The organism is Peribacillus sp. NPDC046944, assembly GCF_050272735.1.
In the GTDB taxonomy this organism is placed as follows: domain Bacteria; phylum Bacillota; class Bacilli; order Bacillales; family DSM-1321; genus Peribacillus.
On record NZ_JBNNML010000003.1, the window covers coordinates 349,467 to 365,187 of the forward strand.

The 15,721-nt window shown below is 40.7% G+C and carries 13 protein-coding genes; 1 reads left to right on the forward strand and 12 read right to left on the reverse strand.

Annotation, left to right across the window (positions count from 1 at the left end; translation table 11 throughout):
- Positions 1-35 precede the first annotated feature (35 nt).
- The 5 genes from hemB to hemA are packed head-to-tail and all read right to left on the reverse strand — an operon-like array spanning position 36 to position 4,957.
- Positions 36-1,028 carry a porphobilinogen synthase gene (gene hemB, locus ACQKIC_RS07350; protein ID WP_402875846.1) on the reverse strand — a complete coding sequence of 331 codons (993 nt, stop codon included), beginning with the start codon at positions 1,026-1,028 and terminating at the stop codon, positions 36-38.
- The gene (locus ACQKIC_RS07355) at positions 1,025-1,825 is read right to left on the reverse strand and encodes a uroporphyrinogen-III synthase (RefSeq protein ID WP_427590575.1); all 801 of its coding nucleotides are present in this window, start codon (positions 1,823-1,825) and stop codon (positions 1,025-1,027) included. The genes hemB and ACQKIC_RS07355 overlap by 4 nt, the downstream gene beginning before the upstream one ends.
- Positions 1,825-2,757 carry a hydroxymethylbilane synthase gene (hemC, locus tag ACQKIC_RS07360; RefSeq protein WP_427590576.1) on the reverse strand — a complete coding sequence of 311 codons (933 nt, stop codon included), beginning with the start codon at positions 2,755-2,757 and terminating at the stop codon, positions 1,825-1,827. The genes ACQKIC_RS07355 and hemC overlap by 1 nt, the downstream gene beginning before the upstream one ends.
- Positions 2,758-2,766: 9 nt before the next feature.
- Positions 2,767-3,585 (reverse strand): cytochrome C assembly family protein, encoded by an 819-nt coding sequence (locus tag ACQKIC_RS07365; protein WP_427668589.1) that lies wholly within the window; start codon positions 3,583-3,585, stop codon positions 2,767-2,769.
- Positions 3,586-3,607: 22 nt separating this feature from the next.
- Positions 3,608-4,957 (reverse strand): glutamyl-tRNA reductase, encoded by a 1,350-nt coding sequence (gene hemA, locus ACQKIC_RS07370; RefSeq protein WP_427590973.1) that lies wholly within the window; start codon positions 4,955-4,957, stop codon positions 3,608-3,610.
- Between the two features lie 246 nt (positions 4,958-5,203).
- Here hemA and ACQKIC_RS07375 point away from each other — a divergent pair, with 246 nt between their 5' ends.
- Positions 5,204-5,686, forward strand: a complete 483-nt coding sequence (locus tag ACQKIC_RS07375; RefSeq protein ID WP_402875857.1) for a LiaI-LiaF-like domain-containing protein — start codon at positions 5,204-5,206, stop codon at positions 5,684-5,686.
- A 76-nt stretch (positions 5,687-5,762) separates the two neighbouring features.
- Here ACQKIC_RS07375 and yihA read toward each other — a convergent pair whose 3' ends face one another.
- The 7 genes from yihA to leuD form a co-directional block, all read right to left on the reverse strand.
- Positions 5,763-6,344, reverse strand: a complete 582-nt coding sequence (gene yihA, locus ACQKIC_RS07380; protein WP_402874633.1) for a ribosome biogenesis GTP-binding protein YihA/YsxC — start codon at positions 6,342-6,344, stop codon at positions 5,763-5,765.
- Positions 6,341-8,662 (reverse strand): endopeptidase La, encoded by a 2,322-nt coding sequence (gene lon, locus ACQKIC_RS07385; protein WP_402986497.1) that lies wholly within the window; start codon positions 8,660-8,662, stop codon positions 6,341-6,343. Before lon ends, yihA begins: the two co-directional genes overlap by 4 nt.
- Before the next feature lie 224 nt (positions 8,663-8,886).
- Entirely contained in the window at positions 8,887-10,557 is a 1,671-nt protein-coding gene (lonB, locus tag ACQKIC_RS07390) for an ATP-dependent protease LonB (protein WP_402874629.1), read from the reverse strand.
- 181 nt (positions 10,558-10,738) lie between these two features.
- Complete coding sequence (clpX, locus tag ACQKIC_RS07395; RefSeq protein WP_402874628.1) at positions 10,739-12,007, reverse strand: ATP-dependent protease ATP-binding subunit ClpX; 1,269 nt, start codon at positions 12,005-12,007, stop codon at positions 10,739-10,741.
- A gap of 430 nt (positions 12,008-12,437) precedes the next feature.
- Entirely contained in the window at positions 12,438-13,730 is a 1,293-nt protein-coding gene (gene tig / locus ACQKIC_RS07400) for a trigger factor (RefSeq protein ID WP_402874625.1), read from the reverse strand.
- A 186-nt stretch (positions 13,731-13,916) separates the two neighbouring features.
- Positions 13,917-14,948 carry a tetratricopeptide repeat protein gene (locus tag ACQKIC_RS07405; protein ID WP_427590578.1) on the reverse strand — a complete coding sequence of 344 codons (1,032 nt, stop codon included), beginning with the start codon at positions 14,946-14,948 and terminating at the stop codon, positions 13,917-13,919.
- Positions 14,949-15,114: 166 nt separating this feature from the next.
- Positions 15,115-15,714 carry a 3-isopropylmalate dehydratase small subunit gene (gene leuD, locus ACQKIC_RS07410; protein WP_427590975.1) on the reverse strand — a complete coding sequence of 200 codons (600 nt, stop codon included), beginning with the start codon at positions 15,712-15,714 and terminating at the stop codon, positions 15,115-15,117.
- Between the last annotated feature and the right edge of the window lie 7 nt (positions 15,715-15,721).

Genomic DNA, 15,721 nt, shown 5'->3' on the forward strand with positions numbered 1-15,721 from the left:
TCCCCTTTTCTCTAATAAACTATATTATTTTTTCCTCACTTATTATCTTCATCGATCCAACGGGCTACATCTTTTGAAAAATAAGTAATGATCAAGTCAGAACCTGCTCGTTTGAAGCCTGTCATCATTTCCATTACGATTGATTTTTCATCGATCCAGCCGTTTTGGGCGGCAGCCTTCACCATTGAATATTCCCCACTTACGTTATAAGCCACAATCGGAAGTGTGAAGGTATTTTTCATGTCCCTGATGACATCCATGTAGGAAAGAGCTGGTTTCACGATTAAGAAGTCGGCTCCTTCTTCTACATCGGATTCTGCTTCACGGAAAGCTTCTAGACGGTTAGCCGGGTCCATTTGGTACGTTTTCCGGTCGCCGAACTGAGGAGCCCCATTGGCCGCATCACGGAAAGGACCATAAAAAGCGGACGAATATTTCACAGCATAAGACATGATCGGGATATCTTCGTAACCCGCTTCATCTAGTCCTGCACGGATGGCCGCAACAAATCCATCCATCATATTAGAAGGGGCAATGATATCGGCACCTGCTTCTGCTTGGCTGATGGCCGTTTTGGCAAGAAGGTCAAGTGACGCATCATTTAAGATTTTGTCTCCCTCAACTACCCCGCAGTGACCATGGCTTGTGTATTCACATAAGCATGTGTCAGCAATGACCATGACTTCAGGGTATTGTTTTTTGATGAGTCGGGTTGCTTGTTGGACAAGTCCATTATGATGAAAGGCTCCAGTGCCTTGTTCATCCTTATCATGTTCAAATGGAACACCGAATAAAATGACTGATTTAATGCCAAGACCCACGACCTCATCCATCTCTGCCGCTAGATTATCCATCGAAAGCTGGTAAATTCCTGGCATGGAGGCAATTTCCGTTTTTATGTTCTCACCGTCGATGATGAAAATCGGGTAGATTAAATCCTCTTTATGTACGTATGTTTCACGGACTAAAGCCCTCATGCCGGCACTTGCACGCAGGCGGCGGTGACGATTGAATAAAATATCTTTCATTTTATGGTTCCTCCTTTAGGATTCTTTTTAACAATATACCGTACTACTTCCTCAACCATCGCTTCTGTTGTATAGACATCAGGACATACAGAAACATGTAAACCATTTTTCGATGCCGTCCTGGCACAAATCGGTCCAATACAAGCAATGACAAGGTCTTTTATGTATGTATTCAATTCATATTGTTCAATGATCTGTGTAAAGTGATTCACCGTGGAAGAGCTTGTAAAGGTGATGATATCCACTTTCCCGTTCAAGATTAATTGGACCAGTTGTCTTTCGCTCTCTTGTGGAAGTATGGTGTGATAGATAATCATTTCATCACACGATGCACTCGTTTCATTAATGGCCTCCGCTATGACCGTCCTTGCGAGGTTCCCTTTCGCAAGGAGGACACGTTCACCGGGTTCGAGGTGAGTAATAAACTCCGAAACAAAACTTTCTGCAACATATTCGGATGGAACAAAATCCGCTTCATATCCATACGCGTTCAAAGCCTCTTCCGTTTTGGATCCAATGACGGCTATTTTCGGAAGCACCACATGTTGTTGCTTGCCGAGCAGCCTGAACAAAAAATCCACACCATTCTTGCTCGTTAATATGACCCAGTCATAGCTGTTCAATCGATTCAACCGTTCTTGTACCTCTTCCAGATTTTCTGGAAGGGTAAACTCTAGCAACGGCACCATCAGAGGAGTTCCCCCATTTTTTTTCACTAAAGTTTGCAAACCCTCAGCTTGCCCTTTCCCTCTGGTGATTAAAACCTGATAATCTTTAAGAGGCAAAAACGGCTTCATTACTGATCAAGCTCCTCTTTTACACGATCAATCAACTCTTTGCCACCGAATTCACTAATCAGTCTAGCAGCCTCAAGGCCAACAGCTTCAGGATTTGGGCCCTCAGCCATTTCTTTATAAATCACTTTACCATCCGGGGAAGCGACTAAAGCTGTTAAGGAAACATCTCCATTGTCTTTTGCAACTGCCAATCCTGCAATCGGCACCTGGCAGCCACCTTCCATTTTATCTAAAAAGGCACGTTCAGCTTCTACGGTCTTTTTCGTATTTTCACACGTGAATTTAGCAAGCTCAGACAATAAATCATGATCATCTGCACGGCACTCAATGGAAAGAGCTCCTTGGCCAACAGCCGGTAAACAAATGTCTTCATCTAAAAATTCCGTTACGACGTCTTTCTTCCAACCCATTCTAGCAAGACCTGCAGCAGCTAGAATGATGGCGTCATACTCTTCATTTTTTAGTTTATCCAAACGGGTATCAATATTCCCGCGAATCCATTTAATTTCAAGATCCGGTCTTCTTGACAAGATTTGGGCACTGCGACGCAAACTGCTTGTTCCAACAATAGAGCCCGGTTTCAATTCAGAAAGCTTTTCATGATTCTTTGAAATCAATGCATCACGGTGATCTTCTCTTGGTGGAATGCAGCCAATCGTCAATCCTTCTGGAAGCACCGCTGGCATATCCTTCATGCTATGTACAGCCATATCAATTTCCTTATTCAGCATGGCCTGTTCGATTTCTTTAACAAATAGTCCCTTACCGCCTACTTTCGAAAGCGTCACATCTAGGATCTGGTCACCTTTCGTGACTATTTCCTTCACTTCGAACTCGTAGGGAAGGCCAAGATCCTTAAGTTGATTAATCACCCAATTCGTTTGGGTAATCGCTAGTTTACTACGTCTAGAACCGACAATAATTTTTCTCATAGTTTCCTCCTATGTATTCCAAACATGGAATGATGAAAGACTTCCAAAAAGGAAAAAGTTAATTAATACAATCATGAAGAATCCAATATTCAAAAAGGCCAAAGCCCTGCCATAAACCTGTTTTCGGATTTTCAAGTATAAATAAACACTGTATCCTATCAATATAACAAACGAACCGATAATTTTCATATCCAACCAAGAAACACCTGGTAATTTAAGATTGGCCCACTGAATGCCCAGTATCAAAGATACCCCCAATAACGGAACGCCGATTACAGCGAGAACATACGACAGATTTTCAAGCTTCGTCAAATCACCCAGTCGAAGCAACCGCTTACCCCATTTCTTTCGCTTCAATAAGTCATATTGAATCAAGTAGAGTAAGGAAAACACGAATGAAAGAGTAAAAGCACTATAAGATAGTAAGGCAAACGTGATATGAATAAATAAAAGCTCAGAAACCAGCTGTTGTGCAAGGACTTCCGATTCTATCTGGACAGGGGCAAACGTATGGATGGCCATCACCATGAACCCAAGTAGATTAGTAAAGAATACGATAAAATCGACACGTAACAACCGGTTAATGATCAATGATAATGAAACGAGGAGCCAAGCATAAAAATATAGCCCTTCGAAAATCGTCAAGATTGGAAACCTTCCCGTTTTCATTACATAAAGAAATAAAAAAATTGTTTGCAGTACCCAAACAATAGAAAGCAACCAGAAGGCGATTTTATTAGCCTTCTGGTTATTATTTAGAAAATCTAAGAAATATAAAAGCATACTGACGGCATATAACAATACAGTACCTTCATGTAACCTTGTCATTAGTAATTCCATATCTACCTCATTAATGGACAGGAACTGGATTTAGTAGAGAAGACTTCGCATGTGCCTTTTCAGTTTCATTGTCCTCTACCATCTTTTCTTCAACCAATTCCTCTAAATGAAAGATTTTCACAAAATTATTCAATTGTTCTTTTGCATTTGGTTCCTCTGCCAGTTCTTTGGCATATAAAATCGGATCCCTCAGCATTTGATTAATGATGCTCTTCGTATGTTTGTTCAATACTTTTATATCACGTTCACTCAAGTGTGGGAGCTTTCTTTCAATGCTCTCCATCGTTTCCTTTTGAATCGATAACGATTTTTCCCGTAGGGACGAAATGACTGGAACCACACCAAGCAAATTCATCCACTGATTAAATTCAACAATCTCGAATTCAATCATTAAGCCTATCTTTTCAGCAGCTTTCTTACGTTCTTCGATATTCGCTTGTACGATTCCTTCAAGGTCATCGATGTCGTATAGGAATACGTTTTCCAGTTCAGCCAACGTTGGATCCAAGTCACGTGGAACAGCGATATCCACCATGAAGATAGGACGGCCTTTGCGAAGCTTGTTCACAAATGTCATCATTTCTTTTGTGACGAGAAGGTCTTTCGATCCAGTGGACGTGATTAAGATATCCGCTTCCACCAATGCACATTGCAGTTCCTGAAGCTGTTTTGCATCTCCATTAAATCTCTCAGCTAAATCAACCGCCTTCTGATAAGTACGATTGATGACAGTAATGCTATCCGCACCATTACTGTGAAGATTTTGAATCGCCAATTCACCCATTTTACCTGCTCCGAGAATCAGCACATTCTTGCCACTTAAGCTTCCAAAGATTTTCTTCGCCAATTCAACGGCCGCATAGCTCACGGAAACCGCATTCGTATTGATTTCCGTTTCCGAATGGGCTTTTTTGGCCAGTGTAAGGGCTTGCTTGAAAAGATGATTAAAAACCGTTCCTATTGTATCTTCCTTCTGTCCCAGCATATAACTCGAGCGAACTTGTCCCAAAATCTGCGTTTCCCCAAGAATCATGGAGTTCAGGCCACATGTAACTGAAAATAAATGCTCAACAGCAGCGTCCCCTTCATAGAAAAACAGATATTTAGAAAACTCCTCTTTATCGATGTGAAACCACTCAGAAAGGAATTCCTTAATATAATATCGGCTAGTATGAAGTTGATCACCTACCGCATATATTTCCGTTCTATTGCATGTGGAAATAATGACATTCTCCAAAATACTTTTTTTATTTTTAAGAGCTTTCATTGCCTCGGCAAGTTCGGCTTCATTAAACGACAATTTTTCCCGAATTTCTACAGGGGCAGTTTTGTAATTGATACCAACCGCTAGAATATGCATCTTTTCTTTTGCACCCCCAAAATTTTTCATGTACCTTCATTATACCATGTACTAAAACTGAAACAAAAAAATATATGAACAGTTTATGAACGTATGCTACCATAATAAGAAAGCTTGTTCACCCACTAATATAGTGAATGCATGAGCCGTATTTTTATATTAAATACATATTTCGACATTGTGTACAAAAGAACCATATCAAAAATACCAATAAACTTCAAGTAATCGAATTGATAGGAGGATAAAATGAAAAAGCAACGAATTTTTCCCGGAATCATTTTAATCGGTTTCGGACTTTATTTTTTTCTTGAACATTCACGAATTGAAATTTTCCCAGGTTTCTTTAGCTGGCCTACACTATTATGTATTGTCGGTATTGCCTTTTTAATCCAGGCCTACAGTGGGAGTGAGTATGAATCCATACTTCCCGGTGTCATCCTGCTCGGATTCGGCGCCCATTTCCATATCGCCAATAACCTCGAGATTTGGCCGGATAGCCTTGGTATCTTTATTTTAATCATTTCTCTAGGTTTTATTCTTAGGACACGTAAAACGAATACAGGCATGATGCACGGGATGATTTTATTCTTCATAGCGATCCTCACTTTGTTTTATGACAAAATCACCTCATCTTTCGGAATACTGGAAACAGGAACCTATAATATAGAAAAATTTTGGCCATTTGTTTTAATCGCAATTGGTGTGTATATCTTACTTCGAAGAAAATGAAAAAGGCCTCCCTGATGGGAGACCTTTTTTCATTAAGAAGAGAAGGGCATTCCACTTAGGGAATGTCCTTTAGCTCTTACATGTATTTCTTCAAAACGCCCCAGACTTGTTCTTTACCTTCTCCGGTTTCACCTGAGAAAAGAAGCAATTCATCTTCTTTTTCCAGATTAAGCGTTTGGCGTGTGATTTTAAGATGTTTTTGCCATTTCCCTTTTGGGATTTTGTCCGCTTTCGTCGCTATCACAATTCTTGGCAAATCATAATGCTTCAGGAACTCATACATGGCTATATCATCTTTAGTCGGCGGATGGCGTAAATCAACGACCAATATCGCTGCACGAAGCTGTTCACGGGAAGTAAAATATGTTTCAATCATTCTTCCCCACGCATCACGTTCGCTTTTAGAAACCTTTGCATACCCGTAACCAGGTACATCCACAAAATGCATGGCTTCATTTATGATATAGAAATTCAGCGTTTGCGTCTTTCCTGGCTTGGAAGAAGTCCGCGCTAAATTTTTTCGATTGATCAATTTATTGATGAAACTTGATTTCCCGACATTGGAACGACCGGCTAGGGCAAATTCCGGAATGGGGGTGTTAGGATATTGTTCAGGCTTAACGGCACTGATGACAATATCTGAACTTGTTACTTTCATTCGTCCACACCTACCAATGCATGTTCTAGGACTTCATCAACATGTGAAACTGGAACAAATATTAATTCTTTACGGACACTTTCCGGGATATCATCAATATCCTTTTCGTTATCTTGCGGGATGATGATTTTCGTAAGTCCTGCCCTATGAGCTGCTAAGGATTTTTCCTTAAGGCCACCAATTGGGAGAACCCGTCCGCGTAATGTAATTTCGCCTGTCATGCCTACCTCTTTTCTGATCGGCCTATTAGTTAGAGCCGATATTAACGCTGTTGCAATCGTGATGCCTGCAGATGGACCATCCTTAGGAACGGCTCCTTCTGGAACATGGATATGGATATCGTACTTTTCATGGAAGTTCGTATCGATGTGGAGTTTCTCGGTCTTCGAACGTACATAACTGAAAGCAGCCTGAGCTGATTCTTTCATGACGTCGCCAAGTTTCCCAGTCAAAATGAGCTTTCCTTTTCCTGGTGATAGAGATACCTCGATCTGTAACGTATCCCCACCAACGGAAGTGTATGCCAATCCATTAGCGACACCTATTTGGTTTTCTATCTCCGCTTGTCCATAATGGAACATCGTTTTCCCTAAAAACTCCTCGACATTCTTATCAGAAATCACGACTCGTTTTTTCTCACCGGAAACGATGATCTTCGCCGTTTTCCTACAAATACTGGCAAGCTGCCGTTCTAGACTACGGACACCGGCTTCCCGAGTATAATAACGAATGATCTTAGTAAGGGCTTCTTCACGGATTTGCAGTTGTGTCTTCAATAGACCATGATTCTCCAACTGTCTAGGCAGTAGGTGATCCTTGGCGATATGAAGCTTCTCTATTTCAGTATAACCTGCAATCGAAATGATTTCCATACGATCACGAAGCGGTCCTGGAATTGTTGAAAGATTATTGGCTGTCGCAACGAACATAACTTTAGAAAGATTATACGTCTCTTCAATATAATGGTCACTGAAGTTATGGTTTTGTTCCGGGTCAAGCACTTCTAACATCGCGGCCGATGGGTCTCCCCTAAAGTCATTGGACATCTTATCCACTTCATCCAGTAAAAATACCGGATTAATCGTGCCCGCCTTTTTCATCCCTTGGATGATTCTACCTGGCATGGCCCCTACATATGTGCGGCGGTGTCCCCGGATTTCCGATTCATCACGCACGCCACCTAGGGAAATTCGAACAAACTTCCGGTTCAATGATGAGGCAATCGACTTAGCTAAGCTTGTTTTTCCGACGCCTGGAGGACCTACCAAACAAAGAATCGGTCCCTTTAACGAATTAGTCAGCTGCTGGACAGCCAAGTATTCAAGCACCCGTTCTTTGACCTTTTCCAATCCATAATGGTCACGGTTAAGGATTTTTTCCGCTTTATGAATATTAAGATCATCTTTCGTGGCATTCGACCATGGAAGCGATATTAACCATTCGATGTAATTGCGGATAACGGAGCTTTCAGCTGAACTGGATGGTACTTTTTCATACCGGTCGAGTTCTTTTAAAGCCGTTTCTTTAATATGCGCTGGCATATCGGCTTCTTCTATTTTTTCAGTAAGAACGGCGATTTCTCCTGTCTTACCTTCTTTATCCCCTAGTTCCTTCTGGATGGCCTTCATTTGTTCACGTAGATAATATTCTTTTTGTGTCCGTTCCATGGATCGCTTGACACGCTGACCGATCTTTTTCTCCAGGAAAAGGACTTCCTTTTCGTTATTGATGATTTCAATCACCCGGCTTAAGCGCTCTTTCATATCAATGGTCTCAAGCACTTCTTGCTTCTCTTTCAACTTAAGAGGCAAATGGGAGGCGATGATATCAGCCAATCTACCCGGTTCTTCAATATCTGAAGTGGAAGAGAACGTTTCACCGGTTATTTTTTTGGACATCTTTATGTATTGTTCAAAATAATCCAGCAAGGTGCGCATTAATGCTTGATGTTCTGCATCTTTTTCATCGCTGTCTTCATATATTTTAACCTTCGCACCATAGTGTGTCTCATAATCGTAAAATTCACTAACCTCTGCCCGGTTTAAACCTTCCACCAAAACACGGATGGTACCATTTGGAAGTTTCAGCATCTGTTTTACTTTTGTTAATGTACCCATGGTAAATAAATCTTCTTCACCAGGTTCATCCAACGTCACATCTTTCTGTGTCGTCAAAAATATAAGATGGTCTTCCACCATTGCTTTCTCAAGGGCTTGTACCGATTTATCTCGGCCCACATCTAAATGAAGTACCATTGTTGGATATACAAGCAGTCCTCTTAGCGGCAGGAGGGGAACGATGATTTCTTGATCAGTCATTTCCTGACACCTCCAAATTTAGTATCGTCGTTGTAAACTAATTACCCAAGTTATCAACCTTTTAACAATTCTATCCTATTTATATAGAAGTGTCTATTTGTTTACCTTAACAGGTATAATTGCTTTTATTATCTCCAATTTCTGAGGAAAAAGCACGCCCGAATTCATGATTATTTTTTTCGGCCAGAAAACGCCCCGGTCTTTTTCAAACCGGGGTTCTCCTGTTATACGCTTTCTTTTTTCGAAGGGTCCAAGGAGGCTAATATCTGATCGGATATTATCTCTTTCTTCAGCGCCCTATCCAATACTTCTTTTACATTCGTAACAGGAATAATCTCGATATCTTTTATTTCCAGCAGCAGCGGTTGCATGTTTTCAGCTGGAATAATGACAGTCTTTGCCCCAGCCAGTTTTGCGGCCTTTATCTTCGGAATGACGCCTCCGATTGGTTTAACGCCACCATGAATACTAATTTCTCCCGTCATCGCTACCGTATGATCCACAGGCATTTTATAGATGGCCGAGTATATGCCCGTTGCCATCGCTATACCTGCTGATGGACCGTCCACAGGGCTGCCGCCTGGGAAGTTAACATGGATATCGAATTGGTCGGCTGGAACGCCCATGGAACGCAGGACCGTGATGACATTTTCAATCGACCCCTTGGCCATGCTCTTGCGACGAATGGATTTCCCATTTCCACCACCAATGCTTTCTTCTTCGACTATCCCTGTAATATTGATTGAACCTTTATCATCGTTAGCAGCCATCACAGTCACTTCGATTTCCAACAAAGCTCCACTGTTAGGACCATAAACGGCAAGACCATTAACCAGTCCTATTTTTGGACTTGACTCTATTTTCCGGTCCATCCTCTGTGTAAGTTGGCTGCTATGAGCCATCCAATCAATATCTTCTTCCCTGATGTAGCTTCGATTTTCATTAATGGAGATACCGGCCAATGTTTGAATCATATTGACAGCTTCCCTTCCATTTCGGGCGTAATCCGAAATCGACTGAAGTCCCTTTTCACTAATAGTGATACCTACCTTATCGGAAGCATTTTTGGCAACGGATACGATTTCCTCACGGTCCAGTTCACGGAAAAACACTTCAATGCACCTTGAACGAATGGCTGGGGCAATTTCATTAGGCGTTCTTGTTGTAGCCCCAATCAAGCGAAAGTCGGCAGGAAGTCCATTTTTAAATATATCATGGATATGGGTCGGAATATTTTGATTTTCCTCTTGATAATAAGCACTTTCGAGAAACACTTTCCGGTCTTCCAGCACCTTTAACAACTTGTTCATTTGAATGGGATGGAGTTCCCCAATTTCATCTATAAACAGTACGCCGCCATGAGCATTACTGACAGCCCCTTGTTTGGGTTGCGGGATACCCGCCTGGCCCATGGCCCCGGCGCCTTGATATATAGGGTCGTGTACTGAACCTATTAACGGATCGGCTATTCCCCGTTCATCGAATCTAGCAGTCGTTGCATCCAGTTCGATAAAGACTGCCGACTTCTTGAAAGGAGACTTCCCATTTTTCTTGGCTTCTTCTAGAACGATCCTTGCAGCTGCCGTTTTCCCCACTCCTGGAGGGCCATAAATGATCACATGCTGGGGATTCGGACCGCATAAAGCTGCTTTTAGAGATTTGATGCCGTCCTCCTGACCGATGATATCCTTAAATGTAATCGGCCTCACCTTTTCTGACAATGGCTCTGTTAGGGAGATGGACCTCATCCTTTGTAGCTGATCCATTTCCTTTCGTGAATCACGGTTAATCGAAACTTTTTGTGTCCGTTGACCTTTTAATAAATTCAAAAAATACAAACCAATCACAATACCAAAAAACAGCTGAATAAATAACGCTATTCCTGTCCAGTTCATCGTTTTCCCTCCTGCTACTGCCTTGTCATTTCTGATAGTATCTCCTAGGGGAGGGCGAAATAATCCAATAAATATGGGATGTAAATTTTGGTGTTTTGAGATATAAACTTAGAAGCACTGAGGTAATGAAAAAGAACATAAAAAAACTGCCAGAAGAACTGGCAGTTTTTTCACTAATCGATTAAGCAGATGTTTTCTTCCCTTGTCCCTGAATGGTTGTACCATCTTTCAGGACAAGCTTTGGTGTTTCGTTTTTCGCGATTGTGCTTCCTGTAATTACACATTTGGCAACATCATCACGTGATGGAAGATCGAACATCACTTCAAGGATAATCCCTTCAATGATGGAACGGAGTCCACGCGCACCTGTTTTACGTTCAATCGCCTTTTTAGCAATTTCACTAAGTGCTTCCTGTTCGAATTCCAATTCCACGTCGTCAAGCTCAAGCAATTTTTGATATTGCTTCACAAGAGCATTTTTCGGTTTTGTAAGGATTTCAATCAAAGCGGCTTCGTCCAATTGCTCTAGTGTAGCAATGACAGGAAGACGACCGATGAATTCCGGAATTAGACCGAAACGCAGTAAATCTTCTGGAAGAACTTTAGAAAGCAATTCTTTTTCTGCGATATCATCTTTTTTAACATCAGAACCAAAGCCAATGACTTTTTGGCCTAAACGGCGTTTGATGATTGGTTCAATGCCGTCAAAAGCACCACCACAGATGAATAAGATATTAGTCGTATCGATTTGGATGAATTCTTGATGAGGATGTTTACGTCCTCCTTGTGGCGGAACGCTTGCCACGGTACCTTCAAGAATTTTCAATAAGGCCTGCTGTACACCTTCACCGGATACATCGCGTGTAATCGATGGGTTCTCGGATTTACGGGCCACTTTATCGATTTCATCGATATAAATGATGCCTTTTTCCGCTTTTTCCACATCATAATCAGCCGCTTGAATCAGCTTAAGAAGGATGTTCTCTACATCTTCCCCAACATAACCAGCTTCCGTTAATGAAGTTGCGTCAGCAATGGCAAAAGGTACATTCAATAGACGCGCCAATGTTTGGGCAAGTAGCGTTTTCCCGCTTCCTGTCGGTCCAATAAGAGCGATATTACTCTTGGATAACTCGACGTCATCAACTTTGCTATTGGAATTGATGCGTTTATAATGATTATAAACAGCGACGGCCAAAGACTTTTTAGCCTGTTCTTGTCCAATTACGTATTCGTCTAGTATCGCACGGATTTCCTTAGGTTTAGGTACATCTCTAAATTCTACTTCTTCATCAGTACCTAGCTCTTCTTCAACGATTTCAGTACAAAGCTCGATACACTCGTCACAAATATATACACCTGGACCAGCTACCAGTTTGCGGACCTGTTCTTGAGTTTTTCCGCAAAAAGAACATTTTAATTGTCCTTTTTCATCATTAAATTTAAACATGAACGTTCACCCCTTTAAATACTCTTCCAACTCTAGTGATGTAAAGGTGTCAAATCCGCTATAGGAAAGACACACAAATACTTTAGCGTTCCAAAATTCCTAGTATGTTTTGCATTCTATCACGTTCTTGGAAATTTTGTAACAAAAACGCTCACCCACAAGTTGTCCAATAAGTACAAATTTTCATTTCATATGTATGTTTCCATTTACCAGTATGTCCAAACTTTGCGGTTTTTAAAATAAGGTTTTTCTGTATAAATATGTATATGCAGCATTAGAATTAATCTACACTGAAATGAAAAAAAAATCAATCAGAAACTATCCGATAGTTAAAATTACCAACAAATTCTTAATATGTATAAAACAAGGCACGATTACTCGCGCCTTGTTTCTTTGAAGAAAATATTAGTAAACACTTACTTAAAATAAATTATTTTGCTTCAACAGTTTTGCTGTTTTCCACTAAGAAGTCAATTGCTTTCTTAATTTTAAGATCGCCTTTGATGCTTTCTAAGTTTCCAAGAGCTTGTTTGATTGCTTCAACTTCCATGTTGTACATTGTAGCCATTTCTGCAAGTTCAGCTTCAACGTCTTCATCAGTTGCTTCAATTTTTTCAGCTTCAGCGATAGCTTCAAGAGTCAAGCTTGTACGAACTTGTCCTTCAGCTTCTTCTTTCATTTGTGCTTTTAATGCTTCTTCGTCTTGACCTGAGAATTGGTAGTAAAGTTCTAAGTTTAGGCCTTGAGATTGAATGCGTTGAGAGAACTCATTCATCATGCGGTCTACTTCGTTAGAAATCATAGCTTCAGGAATGTCCATTTCTGCACCTTCAACAGCTTTACCGATTACAGTGTTTTGTACGAAGTTTTCTTCTTCATGTTTTTTGTCATGCTCTAATTTATGTTTTGTTTTTTCTTTAAGTTCAGCTAACGTTTCAACTTCTTCGTCAACGTCTTTCGCGAATTCATCATCCAACTCAGGAAGTTGTTTTGTTTTGATTTCGTGAATCTTCACTTTGAATACAGCTGGTTTACCTGCAAGTTCAGCAGCATGGTATTCTTCAGGGAATGTAACTTCGATGTCTTTTTCAGCGCCAGTTTCAAGACCAATAAGTTGCTCTTCGAAACCAGGGATGAATGAGTTAGAACCGATTTCTAGTGAATGGTTTTCTGAAGCTCCGCCTTCGAATGCTTCTCCATCAACGAATCCTTCAAAATCAAGAACGACTGTATCGCCTTCTGCAGCTTGTCCTTCTTCTTTAACGACAAGTTCAGCTTGACGTTCTTGCATTGATTTCAATTCGTTATCAACGTCTTCGTCAGTTACTTCAGTATTGAATTTTTCCACTTCAACACCTTTGTAATCTCCTAATTTAACTTCAGGCTTAACTGTTACAGTAGCCGTGAAGATTAGGTTTTCGCCTTTTTCCATTTTCTCGATGTCGATTTCTGGACGATCTACAGGCTGAATTCCAGCTTCTTCGACAGCATTTGCATATGCATCAGGAAGGATGAAATCAAGAGCATCTTGATATAATGATTCTACGCCGAATTTCTTTTCGAACATTTGACGTGGCATTTTACCTTTACGGAAGCCAGGTACGTTTACTTGTTTAACTACTTTTTTGAATGCTGCGTCTAAACCTTCGTTTACTTTTACAGCTTCTACTTCGATTGTTAATACGCCTTGATTACCTTCTTGTTTTTCCCATTTTACAGACATGTGTTTCCCTCCAAAAAGATCTATATACTTCAATAATAAGCATTGGATGAATATGCTTTGCAAGTGTTAACAAGTCATCCTTCAAATATACCCAAGAAAAAAATTGGGAATTCGTCAAAATTAGACGATTATACATTACAACCACTACATTATAACACAGGTTCAAACCGTTACAACAGCAATAGGTTAAATAATGGGATAAGAAATTTCTTCGATTTCTTTTATAGTGGCTAGAATATTCGTAACCGCTTCCCCATCAACGGAATAACTATTCGCTATTTCTTGGATCCTATCTTCCCCTGTCATGTACTCTTCGGCTAACGCATGATAGGCAGCCGCCCATGCCGGTATCATATCTGATTCTGGTTCCAATGGATACAATAAAAAGGAATGCCGCTCAATTAGGCTGTGCACCATTTCAAATAAACTCGGATTTTTATGACTGATTTCCTCTTCTGTCAGGTTCATGATCGTTTTATGGAAGCTTGTTTCCTTCAAGGTCACCAGCTCTTTTGGATTGACAATCTTGGACTGCGTGAACTTCCAAACGGTTACTTCTTCATTATACTCCTGGTCTATAAGGATGTTTAATAGCATCGTTTTAAAAAATGGGTGTCCATCACGGTCTTGAAGAAACTGCTCGATTTGGGGGACAAAAGGTCGAATATTAAGATTCGTAAGTTTAGAAATCACAAGTAGCATTTCTTTATCCGATTTCCCTGCGAATAACTCTTCCTTCTGTAATTCTTCTTCCCGCAGCTGTAATTCCCTTTCGGTTTCCTCTTTTTTATCTTCAAGGGCCCGCTTGCTGAAGTGAAGCATCTTTTCAAAATGCTCCTCTTTGTCGAAGGGGATCTGGTTTTCATCAAATAAAAGTTCAATTGTCGTAATCATTTCCTGATGTTCATTCAATTGGAGTAGCACCATTAAATAGATGTTAATCAATTGGAAATAGTCACCGATTCCTTTATTAAGCATCTCTTGGCACAATTCTTTGGACTCTTCATAATACTCGAGCTCAACCAGGGAAACGACAAGGCCCATACATACTTCATCATTATCCGGCTCAAATTCCCGTGCTTGACTGAAGAGCCGGGCTGCGTCTTTAAAGTTTCTTTTTCCAAGCTCGTCGAGGCCCTTTATGATTAACCGTTCCCCTAGATTAGGAAATGGGACGACCTTCGGATCCTCTGTGCTCTTTCCATGTTTCCCAACCATCAATATTCACCTCGCCGTTCGCTTTTGGAAAATAGTTTAGCATGTAATAGAATGAAATTCAAAAAACAGTCACCTTCCAAGGTATCCATTCCACTTATATGTAATTTAAAACTCCACAAAAAAGAGCTTCCTATTTTATTGGATAGGAAGCCTTTTTTTGAATTCATTACGCATTAGAAACTGCATCTTTTTGCTTTTCATAAGCTGCTATTTTCTCATCATATTGAAGGGTGATCGATATTTCGTCCCAGCCTTTGACGAGCATTTCCTTCCAATATGGATGAATCTCGAAGCTTGCTTCAAACCCTTGGTCATCTTTCACCGTTTGATTTGGTAAATCGACAGTCAGTTCATAATCAGGGGAAGCGGCCCTCTCCATCAGGTACTGGACTTGCTCATGGTTTAATGCGATGGGAACCATTCCATTCTTCATGCAGTTGCTTTTGAATATGTCGGCATAAGATGGTGCGATGACAATATCGAAACCATAATCTTTCAACGACCATGGTGCATGCTCCCTTGATGACCCGCAGCCAAAGTTTTCACCCGCAATCAAAATCGAGGTATCACGATTTTGAGGCTGATTCAATTCAAAATCAGGGCGTTCATTTCCTTCTTCATCAAAGCGCCAGTTATAGAACAGGAATTCGCCAAAGCCGCTTCGTTCAATCCGTTTTAAAAATTGCTTTGGAATAATTTGATCGGTATCCACATTTTTCCGATTTAGTGCCGCCGCTCTTCCTTTATATATAGTAATGGGTTCCATTTCCATT

Excerpts from the sequence above, each read along its gene's own strand:
- lonB (WP_402874629.1), bottom strand. The coding sequence starts at position 10,557 with ATGAACTGGACAGGAATAGCGTTATTTATTCAGCTGTTTTTTGGTATT.
- yihA (WP_402874633.1), bottom strand. The coding sequence starts at position 6,344 with ATGAAAGTAACAAGTTCAGATATTGTCATCAGTGCCGTTAAGCCTGAA.
- tig (WP_402874625.1), bottom strand. The coding sequence starts at position 13,730 with ATGTCTGTAAAATGGGAAAAACAAGAAGGTAATCAAGGCGTATTAACA.
- hemC (WP_427590576.1), bottom strand. The coding sequence starts at position 2,757 with ATGAGAAAAATTATTGTCGGTTCTAGACGTAGTAAACTAGCGATTACC.
- ACQKIC_RS07355 (WP_427590575.1), bottom strand. The coding sequence starts at position 1,825 with ATGAAGCCGTTTTTGCCTCTTAAAGATTATCAGGTTTTAATCACCAGA.
- clpX (WP_402874628.1), bottom strand. The coding sequence starts at position 12,007 with ATGTTTAAATTTAATGATGAAAAAGGACAATTAAAATGTTCTTTTTGC.
- hemB (WP_402875846.1), bottom strand. The coding sequence starts at position 1,028 with ATGAAAGATATTTTATTCAATCGTCACCGCCGCCTGCGTGCAAGTGCC.
- ACQKIC_RS07365 (WP_427668589.1), bottom strand. The coding sequence starts at position 3,585 with ATGACAAGGTTACATGAAGGTACTGTATTGTTATATGCCGTCAGTATG.
- lon (WP_402986497.1), bottom strand. The coding sequence starts at position 8,662 with ATGACTGATCAAGAAATCATCGTTCCCCTCCTGCCGCTAAGAGGACTG.
- ACQKIC_RS07375 (WP_402875857.1), top strand. The coding sequence starts at position 5,204 with ATGAAAAAGCAACGAATTTTTCCCGGAATCATTTTAATCGGTTTCGGA.
- ACQKIC_RS07405 (WP_427590578.1), bottom strand. The coding sequence starts at position 14,948 with ATGGTTGGGAAACATGGAAAGAGCACAGAGGATCCGAAGGTCGTCCCA.
- leuD (WP_427590975.1), bottom strand. The coding sequence starts at position 15,714 with ATGGAACCCATTACTATATATAAAGGAAGAGCGGCGGCACTAAATCGG.
- hemA (WP_427590973.1), bottom strand. The coding sequence starts at position 4,957 with ATGCATATTCTAGCGGTTGGTATCAATTACAAAACTGCCCCTGTAGAA.